This is a genomic window from Anaerococcus sp. NML200537, from assembly GCF_026131715.1.
In the GTDB taxonomy this organism is placed as follows: domain Bacteria; phylum Bacillota; class Clostridia; order Tissierellales; family Peptoniphilaceae; genus Anaerococcus; species Anaerococcus kampingae.
Map to the genome: position 1 here is coordinate 23966 of NZ_JAMXSL010000002.1, position 17715 is coordinate 41680.

A 17715-nucleotide genomic window follows, 5' to 3' on the forward strand; every position below is an offset into this window, starting at 1 on the left:
CCTCACATTGTCATAATTTTTTCTGATAACTTTTTAATATCTTGATATTTTTTTGAAACAACTTCTAAACCTTCTAAATATTCTAAACCTTTTATCTTAGGAAATACTATTTTATAAGCTAATAAAATTTGATTATTTATATTTAACCTCTCTTTTAAAATCTTATTTACAGATGGATTTCCATATTTACGATCTCCAATTATAGGTGTATTATTTTCTTTAAGTGAAAACCTAATTTGATGAGTTCTTCCTGTAATTAATTTACATTCAAGAAGGGAGTAAGTACCGTTAGACTTTATCGGCTTAAAATATGTAAGTATTTCCTTTCCTTCTGAAGACTTTTTAACCTTATTTTTATCTTCATTTTTAGAAATTTTTGTATCAATTTTAAAATCTTTATTAACTTCACCAGCCACTATTGTTAGATAGTATTTATCTAATTTATTTTCTTTAATAGCTTTATTTAATAATCTCAAAGCATTTGAATTCTTCGCTCCAATTACTAGACCAGCAGTATTTCTATCAAGTCTATTAACAACCGCTGGTTTAAATGTTTTATCAGACATATCAAATGATTTTGTCTTGTAAAGATAGGATAGCATATTATCAACAAGATTATTTCCATAATCTTTCTTAGAAGCAGAGTGAGTCAATTGTCCTGCTTCTTTATCCATAACCACTATATTATCATCCTCATAAATTATATCTAAATTAAAATCTTGAGGTGTAAAATCGGTTTTACTTAGCCATTTTTTATAATTTTCATCGCTAATGTACATTAAAACCTTATCGCCTTCATATACAAAATCATTATTCTTCGCTCTTTTGCCATTTATTTTGAAATTTTTCTTTCTAATATTTTTAGATATAACCGATAAAGGAGCATTTTCAAAATATTTTCTTAAAAACCTGTCAAACCTTTGATTGCCTTGATTTTTACTAATAATAATTTCTATCATACTAATAACTCTTATTTACATAAGAATCTATTAAAGATTCTCTAATTTCTTCATCAAAGGCATTATTACGCCTAAGTTCTTCTAGTATTTTTTTACTTTTTGAATGGAGGATTAAATTCTTACAGCACTTAACTGAAATCTCAAAAATTCGACCTGTTAGTCTCTTGGATTTTAAATTAATAAAATAAGAATCTATATTTTCATAACCTACTATTTCTAGTAGAGCACATGTAGCCAGATCTTTGAGATAATAATAATTTTCTCTATCATTAATTAACTTAGAATATACTTTTTTCTTTTTAGTTGAATTTTGACATTTAAAAGCCTTGGAGTTGGCTATTTTAGCCATTATATTATAGTACTGATAATTATATACGGCTTCTTCTAGTGATACTATATTAGAAAAAGGCTTTAAACCTAATTTTACTATAAATTCATAATTCCTATCTAAAAACTCGTCTTTATCAATTTTTTCTTCTGTCAATAAACCTATTGAGTCTAATCTCCAATTTTCAAATAAATCTAATTTGTTTTTTTCTAATAACATAATAAAAAACCGTCTCAAAGAGACGGTCTAAATTAATCCTCTAATTTCAATTCAATAATTTCTGATTGGCCTGTTTGAGGAACGTCTTCTTTTTTCCAATCTAGTCCTAGATAAATATCTGATTTAGAATATTCTGATAGACTACTTAATCTTTCAATTAGATCGTTAATGTTATCATTATTAATATCAACTATATCATATATACCATCGATATAAATTTTTCCAATATCATAGTCTCTTGCTAAAATACCTGATATAAATCCAACTAAAGAATCAACTGATCCAATCTTGTAAGATTTAGCATTAATTAGTCTTATTTTATGATCAAGTATTCTAACTTGGTCGTCTTCGGTATCAACAAAAACTATATTTGAATTACCTTTTTCTTTTTCTAAGTTTGCTTCTTCAACTAGATATTTTGTCTTACCTATTCCTTGTTGTCCTACTACTAAATAAATCATAATTTTCCTCCTTGATTTTTATATAAATTTCTTTTTGACTTTTATCGCCCTGCTTAATATTGTTATCTTGCATGTAAGTAACAATCTCATCTCTTATTAACCACCGAGACCTATCCCAGTTACAAAATATAGAGTCTTCTTTAGGTGCTCTACCAACAAGCCTTGCTATAGCACAATCAGGGCTAATATATCTTAAAAACTCAACTACGTTTTTTTGATATTCTTCTTTTGTTTTCAAATTTATTTCATTATTTTCATACATCTTAGCCAATTTCGTATTCTTGATAATAAAAAGCGAGTGAATTTTTACTTCCTTAACATTTAAAGCATTTAAAATTCTGGCAGTTTCTATAGTATCACCTATATCATCCCAAGGCATTGCCAAAATCACATGAGTTGATATCCTAAATTTGTACTTATCTATCAGTTTACAGGCACTTATGAAATCTGCCAGGGACTCACCCCTATTTAATATTTTTAAAGTTCTATAATTTGCTGTTTGTAAACCTAACTCAAATGTTATATCAATGCCTGTTTCATCGCGAAAACTTTTCAAAAATTTTAGCTTATCTTCACTTATACAATCACTTCTAGTAGCTATCGATATTCCTACGATATAATCTTTTTTGCAAGCCTTAATAATATCTTTAAACACTAAAAGACTCATATAAGTATTTGAAAAGTTTTGAAAATAAGCAATAAATTTGTTTGCTTTGTACTTATTTTTTATATACTTGTAGTTTTTTTCAAGTTGCTCATCTACAGTCATGGATGAAGGTAAATTTTCAAAAGAACCTCCACTTTCGGAGCAATAGATACAACCACCAAAACCACATGCACCATCTCTATTTGGACAAGTTAAGGATAACTTAATTGGAAGCTTATATACTTTTTGTCCATAGGTATCCTTATAATAAGTACTAACTGAATAATAAGGAATGTTAGCCATTAGTTTTCTTCGTCTTCTTGGTTAATTTCCTCATTATATTCATCAATCAAATCATCAATCATTTCATCTGTCCAATAATGTGAGAATAAATGATAAACCTCATCCATTTCTTCATCATCTTCAATCATTGATAAATCAATATCCTCGCTATCATATATATCAGTATAATTAAATATATAGATATCTGAAGATTCTCCTGACAATAAAGCTATATATTCTTTTTGATCTACGCTAAAAATATCTATTAAAAGACACTCATCAGTAGAATCGCCTAAATCGATTTCAATTACTGCTTTACCCTTGTTCTTATTAAAGATTACTTCATGACCATGAAGATTCAATACCTCAGTCATACATTCTCCTTACTTTTTCTCATATTAGATAACACTTTTCCAATTAAGTCTATGATTTTTTCTATATCATTAATACGACTATGAAAACATTCATCATCTTGTTTATATTTTACCCCTAATGAGACAATGTTCACATTCACTTTGTCAAATATCATGCTTGAATCTAACGAATACTGAGTCTTAACAACTTCTAATGATTGATCAAAAAGCTCATTGTAAGACTCTTTAAAACAATCTCTAAGTTCGTGATTAGAGTTTTTCCATCTTGGTATTAGCAACTTTTCATTAAACTTCGATCCTGATATCTTAGTGGCTAAAATTGTTTTTTCAAGCATCTGATTCATACTTTCTTCTGTAAGTGATCTCAATACCAAAATAATATTTATTGAATGCCTTAAAGATTTAGTTGTAGCTAGGTTTGATGATGATATAGTTTGATTATCTATACTATTTACAGCAAAAGTTCCTGATGGTAATAGTTCAATTAATGAAGCTAAATGATTAAAAGATTCTGTTGTAATAGGATCGATATTTTTATCATCAATTTTTTGACACTCTATCAGCATATCTGGTTCATATCTTAAATTTTTTTCTATAACTTCATTTTTTATTATATCAAAGATATTTTCCAGCTCATTTTCATAGTCAGAATTTATAATAAAATCTATATCTGCATATGATGGAATATTATCATACCTATCTCCCGCCGATATAGAGACCATCTCAAGATCAACTTTCGCCTTCATCTTCCTAAGAATACTCATAATGAGCTTTATAGAATTAAGTCTAAGCTTATTAATGTTTTCTCCCGATCGACCGCCAATGAGCTTACTTATAGATAATCTATAACTTATAAATCCATAGCTTGGTCTAAATCTTTTTATAGGAACCTTGATTACCGATAAAATTAAAGATGAAAATTCATCTGCTAAGCAATCATCCTGTCTCAAATTAAGGTTTATAATGTTATCACACCTTAAATACCTCCTAATCAAAGAATAATCGGACGTCTTATCTTGAATATTATTCTTTGTAATTAAGACATCAAAAGATTCATCTGAATACATTAGCAAATAATTAATTAATATAGCGGAGGTAATTATATTGATATTAGACTTGCTAACTATTGATTCCTCATCATCGACATCAAAAATATCAAAATATACCTTTGATAAACTATCTATATTTAGATGCAATAATACGAGAGGATTATTCCCTTTTTTTATATAATAAGAATCCTCAATTTTTTCAATAGAGCAAAATTTTTCAGTAGCAGTATTTATTATTGCATCTACGACATCTGGAAGTTCTTCTTTGTTTTTAATCTCAACCTTTAATTGATCTATATAATTTTTTAAATTAGAATTTCCACTTTCGTTTCCCATAAGAACTTCCTAGTAATATTTTTTTACCTCAACTTTTTTCGCAAGGTCTGCTATTTTCTCGAGGTATTTTTCTTGTCTTTTCATCATAGTATATGTTTGATAAACTTGGTCTTTTACTTCATCAAAAGATTTTTCTTTTTCATTTTCTAAATCTTCAAGTTTTATAATATGATATCCAAATTGAGATTTAACTGGCTTAGAAATCTCACCTACTTCTAATGAATCAAGACCATCTTGAAATTCCTTAACCATGACTCCTTCAGGAAATTTTCCTAATGAGCCACCACTAGCTGCTGAAGGATCTTTTGAATACTTTTTAGCGGCTTCTTTAAAATCAAGACCTTCTACGATTTCACTATAGATGTCGTTGGCCTTATCCTCAGAATCAATCAAAATATGACTTGCTTGGTATAGCTTTTTTAGAGAAAATAATTTTTTATTATCTTCATAGTATTTTTTGACTTCTTCTTCATCTACACTAATGTCACTAAAAATTTTGTGCATAGCATAGTTTTTTAACATATTATCTTTTACTAAGTTCAATTCTTTTTTAAATTCTTCATCTTCTTCAAATTTGTTTTCATAAGCATCGACTAATAGTATTTCCTGATTAACCATTTCGTCAGTTAAAATTTTGATTCCTTCTTCATTTTGAAATCTTTGATTTTGTTCAATATTAGCCATGAAGTTATAAACGTCTTGCTCATATATCTTTTTGCCATTAACTTCAGCTAACAATTTGTTATTATTATCCATATTTACCTTTCGTTTAGTTCAATTCTATCCTTGTATATTATTATATCTTTGTTTTTATAAAGCCTACCTATAGCTCTTTTAAATGAAGACTTGCTCATAGCAAAATATGAGTAAATCTTTTCGGGTGATGACTTATCTGAAAGTGAGACAGATTTATTTTCATACAGATAGTCTAAAATCTTATCGCTATCATTGTCAATTTCTAGATAGGCGCGTTTTCTTAAGGATAATTCAATTTTGCCATCACTTTTTACTTCTTTTACCCTAGCTTTAACAAGCTCACCTTCTATATAGACCCCTGATAATTCTTTAATCCTTATGAGACTATCATATTTTTCATCTATAGCTACAAAAGCACCTATTGATTTATTTATAGAGTAAATTCTTCCTGTCACTGTGTCATTTTCTTTAAAATCGTGGTCAGTTGATAATAAGTCTCTTATTTTGCTTGTCAGAAAAACATAGCCATCTTTTTCCTTAAAAGCTACTGGATAAGTCATATCCTTAATTATTTTATATGTTCTTTCCTCAAATGGTAAGAATATGTGGCCTCCTTTTATTTCGAAGTAGACCCCTTTTTTATCAATTTCTACTGCTTTTAAAGAATATATATGATCAATTTTGTAGGCTAAACCTCTTGTTGCTCTGAGTACATTATTTAAATCGTAATAAAGAAAAGCTTCTACTGAATCGTTTTGTTTTAACCCCTTCACTTGTTCTTTATCAATAACAGCATCTCCCTTTCTGGTCTGAAGATATGCTTTATTCTTTGTAAATCTTTTTATTTTAAATTGTTTTATATTATTCTCCTATGTTAGTGAATCAAATGTAAAGCCCTCACCTAATACTTCAGAAACTGAATAAGTAAATATAAAGGCCCTATCATCAATAGTTAATATATCGTCTTTAATTGAAGGGAATCGTCTGACATTAGTAACAGTCATTATAACTTCCTGATTTCTATGAGAAAATCCACCCTCTCCCTTTAATATGGTTACTCCTCTTTCATGTTTGTTAATTAAACAATTATTAATTTCTTCATGTTTTTCAGAAATTACGACTATCGCAATTTTTCTTCCGAATCCTTGTATAAAATAATCAAGTCCAACAGATTGAATCATTATTGCCAAGGTTGCATATAGTGCCCTCTCTGTGCCAAATATCACTGCTGAAAGTGACACAACTACAAAATCCGACATAAATAAACATGCATGTAAGGCCAACCCGAATTTTCTATTTAGGATTGCTGCTATTAAATCTGTTCCACCAGAAGATGCTTCGTGATGAAAAACTATACCCAATCCTAAAGATACTATTATTGATCCAAATATGATATTAATAATTATGTCATCACTCAAAGAAATATCCGGCATAAACATTTCAAAAATTATTATGAATCCTGAAACAGATAGCGATGAAATCAGTGATCTTTTAGCAAAGTCAAAACTAATAAATATTACTCCTGCTATCAAAACTATGACATTCAAAATTAAGTTGACTAGACCAAGGTTAAGGACTGGAAAAGCAGTTGATATGACAAGAGCAAACCCAGATAAACCACCTGCAGCTATATCATTACTTAATAAAAAGAAATAAAGACCACTAGCAATCAAAAATGATCCCAATAAAATTAATAAGTATTTTTTCATTTCTAACTCCATTTATTATACTAAAATCGTATCACAAATTGAAGAATTATTCAATTAATAATAAGAAAAAGCGCTATTGCAAGATAAATAAATAGACTAAAAGCATTTTTTCTTTTACTTTGCTAAACTTTAATCGTTTATAGCAAGCTTTTTTAGAAATTTCTGCTATAGATATTACTTATTTCTTTTTTTGCAATAGCACCTATCTTATACAGCCCAATTTGGGACTATATTATTAAAATTATCATACATAGCGAATATTGCTTCTATCTCTTTATCTTTTAATTTTGATTCTTTATTATTTCTAATGTTTATTAAATCTTCTAAAAGAGCAGTCGCTTGATATAGACTTAGTAGCCTAAAAAATTTTCTTGGTGGTTTATTAGAATCGTGATATGAATATAAGGTAGCTTTTGCAAATTCAGGGTGACTAATTGCAATTTTATTTATCTCAATAAAATCTACTATTCCATCCCCGTATTCTAGAGATTTGATTGCTCTTAAATCTAAATTATCTTTATTGTATACTCTAATATTTTTATCACTAATATCTTTGTAAAGCAAATTAACGGCTGTATTTTCGGTAAGATGCCTATTCGCATTTATAAAATCTGTTAGAATATAATCATCATCTTTTATCTCACCAAGACCATGCTTATAAAATATTTGGTTGGATTTTATTAGAAACTCCTTCTTCCAATCTATCTTTTGATCAGGTTTTAAAGAGTGTAGCCTTTTTAAGGCCTTTCCAAATTTTTCTCCAAGTTCTTCTTTAAACTCTTTATTTGCATTCTGAAGAACATCCCTAAGGGCTACCTCATCCCTAAATTCATATATTTTATACGATCTTTCAATATCAGGCATAATCCCTTTTTCATAGATATCTAGAGGATTTAAGCCAGCACTTTCTAAAATTTCATTGACAAAGGTTTCGTTATTTATATCGTCATACTCATCTAAATTATATAAAGAAAATACATATGCTTTTTCAGCTATAATAATTTTATATTTACTAGATCCTATTTGTTCTATATAATCAACTTTGTTTATATCTTTAAAAATATTAGTGTGCCCTAATATCTTTTTTATATCATTAGGCATGAGAAATCACCTTCATTTATTTGATTTATTTATTATGTTCTATAACCATCTTTTCTACATCGCTTGTTAATTCTTGATCAATTGCTTTCTTAGCAAATTCTTCTTCTTCAGATAAACTTGATTTTAATATAGTATCTTTAATTTCTGCAATCTTTGCAGAAGATCCAGAAAACTCATCTAGACCTAGACCTAGTAGTAATTTTGTTGCTTCTGTATCACCAGCAAAGGCTCCACACATACCTGTCCATTTTCCTGCTTCATGCGATACATCTATAACATGTTTTATAGCTCTTAAAACTGCAGGATTATAGTTTGAGTACATATGAGCAATATTTTCATTTCCTCTGTCTACTGCTAGAGTATATTGGGTCAAGTCATTAGTACCAATTGAGAAGAAATCAGCATATTTTATAAATTTATCTGCCATGATTATAGATGCAGATGTTTCTACCATTATTCCGACATCTAGGTCTTTATTATAAGCAGTGCCTTCTTTATCTAGGTCTTTTTTAATTTCTTCAATTAATTCAATTGATGACTTAAGTTCATCTATATTGACTACAAATGGAATCATTATCTTTAGATTTCCATATGCAGAAGCTCTAACTAGAGCCCTTAGTTGAGTTTTAAAAATATCTTCTTTATCTAAGCAAAGTCTAATAGCTCTATAACCTAAGAACGGATTTTCTTCAACAGGGAATTTAAAATAGTCAAGTCCCTTGTCGCCACCTATGTCTAGAGTTCTAATTATAAGAGGTTTTTCTCCAAGCATTTCAGTAGCTTCTTTATAGACTTTAAACTGTTCTTCTTCAGTTGGGAAATTAGTATTTTCCATATATAAGAATTCAGTTCTAAATAAGCCAACACCATCACAACCATTTTCTATGGCAAGTTTCAAATCTTCAATATTTCCGATATTGGCAGAAACCTCTATATGCTTTCCATCTTTTGTGATAGCTTTCTTGTCTTTTATAGTTTTTAGTCTTTCTTTCTTTTCAGCTTGTTCTTTTATTAGACTTTCATATTTTTCCAACTCTTCATCACTTGGATCAACTATAAGAATTCCCTTATTGCCATCTAATATAGCTTTTTCTCCACCTACAACTTTTGTAGAAACATCTCCCATACCTACTAAGGCTGGCATGTCTAAAGTTTGGGCGATTATTGAAGTATGACTTGTTTTACCACCTAAATCTGTTGCAAAACCTACCACTGCTTCTTTATCCATATTAGCTGTATCACTAGGAGTTAGTTCTTTAGAAATAATTATTGATTGTTTTTCAAGCTTAGATAAATCTTTAGGTTTAATACCTTTTAATTTATACATAACTTGGTATCCGATATCTTGGTAATCGCTTGCCCTTTCCTTTAGATATTCATCATCTAAGGCGCTCATTATTTCAACCATTTCTCTAATGGTTTCATCAAGAGCTTGTTCTTTATTTTTTAATTCATTTTTTATCTTGGATTCTATTGTATCTGAAAAGTATGGATCTTGAAGTAATTCTTTGTGGGCATTTGCTATATTTATTTGTGCTTCTGTCGGATTTTCTAAATTGCTTAGATCTTGCACATATGAATTAATAGCATCCTTAACCTTTTCAAATTCAGAGGCTTTTAATTCTTCACTAATAGTACTTTTGTCAATTTCAATTTCTTCTCTGGTAAATAAATATATATTACCAATTGCATAGCCTGTACTGGCTTTTAGACCTTCATATGTCTTAGTCATATGCTATTTCTCCTTTATCGTATTCTAAAAAAAGGATACTACGAAAGTATCCTTTTATAGATTTTATATTATTCAGCTAAGTTTTCTACAAATTCAACAAGTTCATCAGCGAATTTTTCATCATCATCGCCATCAACTACAAGTTTGATTTCTGTACCTTTAGCAATGCCTAAGCTCATAACGTTGAAGATACTCTTTGCATTTGCTTCTTTATCTTCTTTTATGATTGTTACTTCACCTGGATAGTTTTTTACGAATTGTACTAATGAAGCTGCTGGTCTTGCATGTAAACCTGTTTCATTTGTAACTACTACTGTTCTTTCTGCCATTAAAATCCTCCTAAAATGTTTTTCATATTTATATTGTACTTTATTTTATGACTTTAACAATTAATTAATTTATAACTTTAGATGATTCTCTTTGATGTATTTGAGCATCTATTACCCAATCATCAACAAGAATCTCACCTTCTTGCTTTATCCTTTTTATAAGAGCTCTGATAGATATAGCCCCAATATCGTAATAAGGAATTGAAACTGTAGTAAGCTTTGGTCTATAGACGCTTGCTATTTTACTGTCTCCAAATCCAACTACTGATAGGTCATCTGGAACTTTTATTCCATTATCAACACAGTAGTTCATAAATCCAATAGCTATTTCATCATTTACGCATGCAACAGCAGTTATAGATTCCTTTTTAATTAATTCTATAGCCTGATCAGCCATTCTATAACCATCATCGCTTGTTATACCATCAATCCTTAAAATATAAGAATTATCAGCTCCTACTGCACTTTCGTAACCTTTTACCATTGAATCGTTTATTACATTTTGTTCCTTATCTGCAACAAATAATATTTTTTTATGACCTTGTTGAGTCAATGACTGTACTAGTCTATTTTCTTCAGATTCAAAATCAATTTTTACTGTTTTTATGTTTTTATAAGAATGATACTTATCTAGAAGTACAAAAGGAATTTTTGTTTCCCTAAGTTTGACTAAGACTTCTGTAGATATATCTTCTGTTATAATAACTAAACCTTCGACTTGTTTAGTAGCTAAAAAATCTATAGAGTTTTCAAGCTGTTTATCCTCTCCATATGAAGATGATAAGATAATATCATACTTATATACTCTACCTATTTCTTCAATACCTCTAATAAGTTGGGCCATATACTCGATACCGATGTCTTTTACAATCACGCCTATTAGATTAGATTTTCTCATTACTAAAGATCTGGCTAACTCATTAGGTTTAAAGTCTAATTTGTTAATAGCGTCAACAACTTTTCTTCTAGCCTCAGGACTTACTGGTTTTGAATTGTTCATTACTCTTGAGACTGTCGAAATTGACACTCCCGCAAGCTTAGCAACGTCTTTAATTGTTGGTTGTCCCATAACTCCTCCATTCAGCACAAAAGCCATCAATTTTGATGGCTTAAATCTTAACCTGCAATTACATTTCTTACGATATCGATAACATCCATTATCAATGATGAATAATCAGTAATTGATGCGACACCTGCTCCAAAAGTATCGACACTATCAACAGCAGTTATTCCAACATAATTGACGGTATCTTTTATATCATCTGTTATGCTATTTACACTTGTCATAGTTTCATTTACTTTTGCTATTGCCATTTTTAGATTAGGATCTGTAACAATACCATTTACATTATTAACTAAATCGTGTGCTTGGTTAGTTAAATCAGGTAATTTTTCAATTACTTGATCTATGTTATTTGAGTTTTTATCTAAAACTTTTTGAGCGCTTCCTAACAATTTATTCACTTTAACTAGTACTAATACTAAGAAAACTAGGGCTAATATAGCTAAGATTGTTATGATAATATTGCCGAGAAGATTAAAATCTATCGTTACTTGCATTTATGATCTCCTTGACTTTTATTTATTTTGGCTTACTTTTTTATCGTTTTCTTTTACCTTTTGTGCTGTTTCTTTAGCTTCATCTTTTACTTCTTTAGCGTCTTCTTTAACTACTTCTTTTGTTTCTGATGCTTCTTTAGAAATTTCATCTTTCTTTTCATCAGCAACTTTTGATATTTCTCCGGCGCTTTCTTTTACTATTTCTTTAACATCTTTTGCGCCTTCTGCAAGTGAATTTTTCACATTCTTAGAAGCATCTTTAATTTGTCTGCCAGTATCTTTAGCTACTTCTGCGCTATATTCTATACCATCTTTGATTGGTTGAAGATCAGTATATGCTCTATATTTCAAATCTTCATATCCATCTTTTGCTTGATCTATAACATCACTGGTAGTTTCTTTTACAGTATCTACTGTATCATTAAAAGCTTCCTTGATATCCTCTCTAGTTTCTTTACCAGACTTTGGAGCGAGTAATAAACCAGCTGCAGCACCTACCAATAATCCTGCTAAGGCTCCTTGGCCTCTCATTCTGCTATCACGGTTTTTTGCTTTCCAAATTTCATATTTTATTTCTCTTTGTTTAGCTTTCGCTCTGCTTTCAATATAATCTGCTATTGACATATAATTCTCCTTTGTATTTTAGTCTTATTACTTATTACCCAAATATAAGTTTTTTAAAACAAAAAAATTATCCTAAGGTGGCCCTTACTTTAAGACCTTCCCGTATGTGAAGGTGGGCAAGCTGTCTAAAATCATCTGACTTCCACTCTAAGGAGGCTTGTCATAGAAGTTAGAACTCCGCAATCCCTTATAAAAGTTGTAGGTTTAAATTGGACCTTGTCCTTAGGATAACCCTATTATAATATATTTTCAATTTTTTTGCAAGAAAAATATTTTCACATTTTATTAACAAATCCCTCAAAATCAGGATAATCTTTTATGGTAATACTTTCCTTTTTTAAGAAAACATTAAATTTTAAATAATAAGAATGTAATAAAAATCTTTCATAATCAAAATTTGAACCATATAATTTATCACCTATTATTGGGTGGCCCAAGTATCTACGAGATGACCTAATTTGATGTGTCTTACCTGTCTTTATATCGCATTCTATAATTGAATATTTTTCATTTGTTTCTAAAGTTTTAAAATGAGTAATAGCAAGTTTACCGTCTTTTGCCTGATCATATCTTTTTGAATTCTCATCATAAGATAGCTTTATTTTATAGAGCTTATCAATATCAAGCTTTCCTTCCACATACGCAATATATTTTTTTACAAGCCTATTACCCTCAATTTCTTTTTGGTAAAAGGATTGGGCATAAGAATTTTTTGCTATCATTATTAGACCCGATGTATTCATATCAAGTCTATTTATAAATCTTACTTTTGATTTTATATTATTTTCCTTAAAATAATAAGCAATATAATTTGCAAGACTTACTTGTCCATTTGAGTTTACCGTTATGTTAGAGTCTTTTGAAATTATTATTAGATTTTCATCTTCATATTTTATATTCAGTTTTCCTGTCACTGCCTTATAGTCGAGTTCTTCATTATCAACAGGTACTTTTATAAGGTCATTCTTTTTTATTTTAACATTTGATTTTATCTCTTGATTATTAAGTAATAATCCGTTTTTTAACAGCTTATCAATAGCCCTTTTTGAAAAATGATTATTTTTTAATAAGGTTTTTATTGTTTTTTCGTTAATATTCTTAATTTCTATATATATCATGGCTACTCCTATGTTATAATGATATATGAGAGGACATCATATGACAAATATTATAAACATTTTTAAAAACAAATCAAAATATAGTAATGCAATTTTCCACAAAACTAGAAAGATTTTTCAAAAATATGGCTATAGTGTAAGCACTTCATACGATGATAGGGCTGTTCTAAATTTGGTTATCGGTGGAGACGGAACATTTTTAAGCGCTGTACATCAATCAGAATTTTCTGAAATACCTTTTATTGGTATTAATACTGGTCATTTAGGTTTCTATCAAGAAATTGAAGTAGACATGATTGAAGATTTTGTTAAGAGATATACCAAAAATGACTTTTTAATTGAAGAGCTTACTGTTCTAGAATCTAAGGTAAACAATAGATCATTTAAAGCAATTAATGAAGTAGTTGTCAAATCAAATAAAAATCAGATTGTAAGACTTAAGGTCTTTATAGATGGTAATTTTATAGAATCTTATGCAGGAGATGGTCTAATAATTTCTACTCCTCATGGGTCTACAGCCTATAACCTATCTAGTAACGGTGCTATATTACACCAATCCTTAAATGGTTTTCAGCTAACACCTGTAGCGCCTGTATATTCTAATCTTAACAATTCCCTAAAATGTCCTGTAGTCTTACCTAATGATGCGAGCATTGATATTGTAGTTTCTAAAAGAGACAACTACCATACAATATTTATCTTTGATGGCAGGGAATTAAATACCAAAGACTACAAAATTAGGATAAAAGTTTCTTCAAAAAAAATAAACAAGCTTATTCTTAATAAAAACCATTACTGGACTAATATTAAAAATAAGCTTATGTGATCAATCAAATGATATTGTATTTACAATATCTCTTATGATATTTCTAGCTATGGGTGCTGCAATCTCCCCACCAGTGCCCTCGCTATCTTCTATTAAGAGAGCTATAGCAAGCTTTGGGTCATATGCTGGAGCGAAACCTACAAACCAAGCATCTACATTGCCATCGCTCTTATCTGCAGTTCCTGTCTTGCCAGCGATTTGAATTGAATCTAAATAGGCTGCCGTTCCTGTTCCTTCGTTTACTACTCCTACCATCATATCTCTAATTTTTTCGGCTGTATCTTTGCTAGTCACCTTAGATAAAACTTCGTTTTCCGCTTGAAATATTATTTTTTTATCTTTATTTGTTATTTGGTTCACAAGTCTTGGCTTTTGCATTATCCCATTGTTTGCAATAGCAGATGTAATCATCGCCATATGAAGTGGTGTCATCTGTGTTTTTCCATATCCAAAGCCAGTCATAGCTAGGTCAGCTTGATTAAGTTCATCAAATGGTATAATAGATTTGCTTACGTCTATATCAAAGTCATACTGTTTATTAAACATAAATTTTTCACTCGTCTTTGCAAGTTTATCTTTACCTAAATCATGTGCTTTAGCAGCAAAATATGTATTTGCAGAGTTTATAAAAGCACTTCTTAGATCAAGATTGCCAAATATTTGATCACCATAGTTTTTAATTTCGTAGCCTTGAATCTCTTGGCTACCAGTGTCTTTATATTCTTGATTTATATTATTATCTACAATAGAGGTTGCAGTTATAATTTTATAAGCAGAACCCGGCCTATATAAGCCCTGTGTTGTCCTATTTATAAGTCTACCATCGTCTGTTTGTATCAAATTATTCCAATCAGTATCAACAGAATTAGGATTAAAAGTAGGTGTTGAAACCATTGCCAATACTTCTCCAGTATTAGGTTTCATTATTACACATGCAGCCTTATAATTTGAAAGATAGGCATAAACTATATTTTGAATATGTTGATCTATACTTAAATGAAGGTCGTTTCCCGTGTCATTTTTTACAACCATTTTTCTAAATTGGCTGAAGTTTTCATCAGATAAGGCAAGTAACTGTCTATTATATGATTTTTCTATACCAGTCTTTCCATAAGTTTTAGACGAATAGCCGGTGACACTTGCGCTTGCTAAAGGATAGTTATAAATTCTTACTTGCTTTCCTTGCCCATCATCCTGGCTATAAACCATAAGATTCTCATTTCTATCAAATATACTTCCCCTATGAATCAAATCTTCATTTAGCCATAACCTTCTATTATTAGAATTATCCGCGATTTTTTTCGCCTTAAACAGCTGAAAATAAACCAAATATAAGGCCAGAAGCATAAACAATAGGACAAAGACAACCATTATAAAAATAAGTCTCTTATTTAAAGTTGATTTTGACAAAACTTTTAGCCTTGAGTTATCCTTTATCCTTTGGGCCTGTTCTATTTTTTTAATTTTATCAATAAAAGATTTATTAGAAAATCTTTTTTTCTTAATATTTTTATCGTTTGACATTTTTAGACCCTCCAAGATTTATTTCTTCCCCGCAATATTGCAAGCATCCTAAAAGAATAAAACCTGCAAGCATGGAAGATCCACCTTGACTTATAAAAGGTAGGGTTACGCCTGTAAGCGGAATTATCTTAAGTACTCCCCCTAGTATTATTAGGGTTTGCAAGGCAAATAAAACCCCTATGCAAAAAGCAAGGACTGAGTAGAACTTTACCTGTTGGGTTAAGGATATTTTTAAGGCCCTATACACTAAAATCATAAATAATAAGACAACGCCAATCCCCATGAAAATACCCATTTCCTCGCAAATAGCAGAGAAAATAAAATCAGATTCTGCAACAGGTACATAATCAGGATGACCTAAGCCTATGCCAGTACCAAATAGGCCACCGCTTGCTGTAGCAAAAAGGGCTTGTGTTATCTGATAGCCTGTAACATTTATATCTGACCAAGGATCAAGCCAAGTGCTTACTCTTATCCTAACATGGCCAAATAGAAAATAAGCCACTATTGAACCTATTATCATAAAGAACATATTGATAAATATTAATCTTCTATCTTTTTCATATACAAACTGACTTACTATAAGTGTACCAAAAAATATAAGCGCAGTTCCCAAGTCTTTTTGAAGAAATAAAAATCCTATAAAGACATAAATTATAAAATTCATAAAGTATCTTCCAAATGGTTTTAAGCTAATTTTATTGAAATTTGCATAAAAACTAGCTATGAAAAAGGCCAAAGGTACTTTTATAAACTCTGATGGTTGTATTGTAATTATATTTTTAATAACAATCCAGTTCTTTGCCCCACCTAAATAAGTACCAAATACAAGAGTTAGAATAAACAAGACTATTGATACGCCAGCATAAAACAAAATCAATTTATCCCAAAACTTAAATGATTTTAAGATAAAGTAGGTGAGGAAAAATAAAACTACTCCAGCTAAATAAAATTGTAACTGCCTTCTTCCAAGCTTTGGATCAAGCCTATAAATTATAGCAACACCTATAGAAAATAACATATTTACAATCAATAACAATATATTATCAGACTTGGTAAACTTATCTACTAAAAATGATACCAGCAAGGTAACTATCAATATGGCTATATAGGTATAAAAATCAATATTAGTCAAATTTTCTATATTAAAAATCATAGCCAAGGATAAACTCAAAAACTCAAATATAAATAATAAGATGTTTGCCTTAGCTCTGGAGTGTACCATTGTTTTTTCTGGATTATCTAATTTCTTAAACATCTTTTTCATCCTGTTCAAATAAGAATTTTAAGGAGCCAAGTCTGATTACATCTCCCGATTTTAGTTCTATGGCGTCTTCAATTCTCTCATCATTTAAATATGTTCCATTAGCAGATTTTAAATCTTCTAGAAAATACATATCCTCATCTTGCAAAATTCTAGCATGAAACTTAGAAAGATATTTATCATTTATTTCTATTGTATTTTTCTTATCACGCCCTATTGTGTTATTTTCTCCCAAAAAATAATATTCTTGAACTTCAAAATTAAAGCCATCATATTTATTTATTAGGTTTAGATATGCATCATATTCTTGTTCTTTTTTTAGTGTTGTTCTTACATCGTAATATATAATTCTGATAATAGAATATATGAAATAAAAAACAACAAAAACAAAGAGATACTTTAATATTGTTGATAATAATTGATATAAAGTTAAATTTCCAAATACATTTATCGAAAATATTTTATCAATAAGATTAAAAAAGTTTTCCATATATTTAATACTCCTTGGCTATATATTATGATATTTTAATCCTAATTTCAAGTATAAAATAGAAAAACCTCAGGATAAACCTGAGGCC

20 protein-coding genes are annotated in these 17715 nt (G+C 29.5%); 1 reads left to right on the forward strand and 19 read right to left on the reverse strand.

Annotated elements, in window-relative coordinates:
* Positions 1-2: 2 nt before the first annotated feature.
* From NH288_RS00735 to NH288_RS00810, 16 genes are all read right to left on the reverse strand, one after another.
* Entirely contained in the window at positions 3-959 is a 957-nt protein-coding gene (locus tag NH288_RS00735; protein WP_265212336.1) for an RluA family pseudouridine synthase, read from the reverse strand.
* A gap of 1 nt (position 960) precedes the next feature.
* Positions 961-1506: a DUF6648 family protein gene (locus NH288_RS00740; RefSeq protein WP_265212337.1), complete on the reverse strand. Its 546-nt coding sequence runs from the start codon at positions 1504-1506 to the stop codon at positions 961-963.
* Between the two features lie 32 nt (positions 1507-1538).
* Entirely contained in the window at positions 1539-1967 is a 429-nt protein-coding gene (locus tag NH288_RS00745; protein ID WP_265212338.1) for a hypothetical protein, read from the reverse strand.
* On the reverse strand, positions 1930-2916 hold the full coding sequence (locus NH288_RS00750) for a TIGR01212 family radical SAM protein (protein WP_265212340.1): 987 nt from the start codon (positions 2914-2916) through the stop codon (positions 1930-1932). Before NH288_RS00750 ends, NH288_RS00745 begins: the two co-directional genes overlap by 38 nt.
* Positions 2916-3269, reverse strand: a complete 354-nt coding sequence (locus NH288_RS00755) for a DUF1292 domain-containing protein (protein ID WP_265212342.1) — start codon at positions 3267-3269, stop codon at positions 2916-2918. Before NH288_RS00755 ends, NH288_RS00750 begins: the two co-directional genes overlap by 1 nt.
* Positions 3266-4654 (reverse strand): hypothetical protein, encoded by a 1389-nt coding sequence (locus NH288_RS00760; protein WP_265212343.1) that lies wholly within the window; start codon positions 4652-4654, stop codon positions 3266-3268. Before NH288_RS00760 ends, NH288_RS00755 begins: the two co-directional genes overlap by 4 nt.
* A gap of 9 nt (positions 4655-4663) precedes the next feature.
* Positions 4664-5410, reverse strand: coding sequence for a peptidylprolyl isomerase (locus tag NH288_RS00765; protein ID WP_265212344.1), 747 nt, complete (start codon positions 5408-5410; stop codon positions 4664-4666).
* Between the two features lie 2 nt (positions 5411-5412).
* A complete protein-coding gene (locus NH288_RS00770; protein ID WP_265212431.1) occupies positions 5413-6210 on the reverse strand; it encodes a S1-like domain-containing RNA-binding protein in 798 nt (265 codons plus the stop codon).
* A gap of 9 nt (positions 6211-6219) precedes the next feature.
* Positions 6220-7059: a YitT family protein gene (locus NH288_RS00775; protein ID WP_265212345.1), complete on the reverse strand. Its 840-nt coding sequence runs from the start codon at positions 7057-7059 to the stop codon at positions 6220-6222.
* Between the two features lie 207 nt (positions 7060-7266).
* The gene (locus tag NH288_RS00780) at positions 7267-8160 is read right to left on the reverse strand and encodes a kanamycin kinase (RefSeq protein ID WP_265212346.1); all 894 of its coding nucleotides are present in this window, start codon (positions 8158-8160) and stop codon (positions 7267-7269) included.
* A 25-nt stretch (positions 8161-8185) separates the two neighbouring features.
* The gene (gene ptsP, locus NH288_RS00785; RefSeq protein ID WP_265212347.1) at positions 8186-9892 is read right to left on the reverse strand and encodes a phosphoenolpyruvate--protein phosphotransferase; all 1707 of its coding nucleotides are present in this window, start codon (positions 9890-9892) and stop codon (positions 8186-8188) included.
* Between the two features lie 68 nt (positions 9893-9960).
* The gene (locus tag NH288_RS00790) at positions 9961-10221 is read right to left on the reverse strand and encodes an HPr family phosphocarrier protein (RefSeq protein WP_265212348.1); all 261 of its coding nucleotides are present in this window, start codon (positions 10219-10221) and stop codon (positions 9961-9963) included.
* A gap of 64 nt (positions 10222-10285) precedes the next feature.
* On the reverse strand, positions 10286-11290 hold the full coding sequence (locus tag NH288_RS00795) for a LacI family DNA-binding transcriptional regulator (protein WP_106460192.1): 1005 nt from the start codon (positions 11288-11290) through the stop codon (positions 10286-10288).
* 47 nt (positions 11291-11337) lie between these two features.
* A complete protein-coding gene (locus NH288_RS00800) occupies positions 11338-11781 on the reverse strand; it encodes a DUF948 domain-containing protein (RefSeq protein WP_106460191.1) in 444 nt (147 codons plus the stop codon).
* Positions 11782-11799: 18 nt separating this feature from the next.
* A complete protein-coding gene (locus NH288_RS00805; protein WP_265212350.1) occupies positions 11800-12405 on the reverse strand; it encodes a YtxH domain-containing protein in 606 nt (201 codons plus the stop codon).
* A 275-nt stretch (positions 12406-12680) separates the two neighbouring features.
* Positions 12681-13523, reverse strand: a complete 843-nt coding sequence (locus NH288_RS00810; RefSeq protein WP_265212351.1) for an RluA family pseudouridine synthase — start codon at positions 13521-13523, stop codon at positions 12681-12683.
* A 40-nt stretch (positions 13524-13563) separates the two neighbouring features.
* Between NH288_RS00810 and NH288_RS00815 the strand changes: the two genes are divergently transcribed.
* Entirely contained in the window at positions 13564-14349 is a 786-nt protein-coding gene (locus NH288_RS00815) for an NAD(+)/NADH kinase (protein ID WP_265212352.1), read from the forward strand.
* Here the strand turns inward: NH288_RS00815 and NH288_RS00820 are convergent, their stop codons facing one another.
* Genes NH288_RS00820 through NH288_RS00830 form a run of 3 tightly spaced genes read right to left on the reverse strand, consistent with a single transcriptional unit; the run spans position 14350 to position 17627 of the window.
* Positions 14350-15873: a peptidoglycan D,D-transpeptidase FtsI family protein gene (locus NH288_RS00820; protein WP_265212353.1), complete on the reverse strand. Its 1524-nt coding sequence runs from the start codon at positions 15871-15873 to the stop codon at positions 14350-14352.
* The gene (locus NH288_RS00825) at positions 15860-17131 is read right to left on the reverse strand and encodes an FtsW/RodA/SpoVE family cell cycle protein (RefSeq protein WP_265212354.1); all 1272 of its coding nucleotides are present in this window, start codon (positions 17129-17131) and stop codon (positions 15860-15862) included. The genes NH288_RS00820 and NH288_RS00825 overlap by 14 nt, the downstream gene beginning before the upstream one ends.
* Positions 17124-17627 carry an FHA domain-containing protein gene (locus NH288_RS00830; protein WP_265212356.1) on the reverse strand — a complete coding sequence of 168 codons (504 nt, stop codon included), beginning with the start codon at positions 17625-17627 and terminating at the stop codon, positions 17124-17126. The genes NH288_RS00825 and NH288_RS00830 overlap by 8 nt, the downstream gene beginning before the upstream one ends.
* Positions 17628-17715 lie beyond the last annotated feature (88 nt).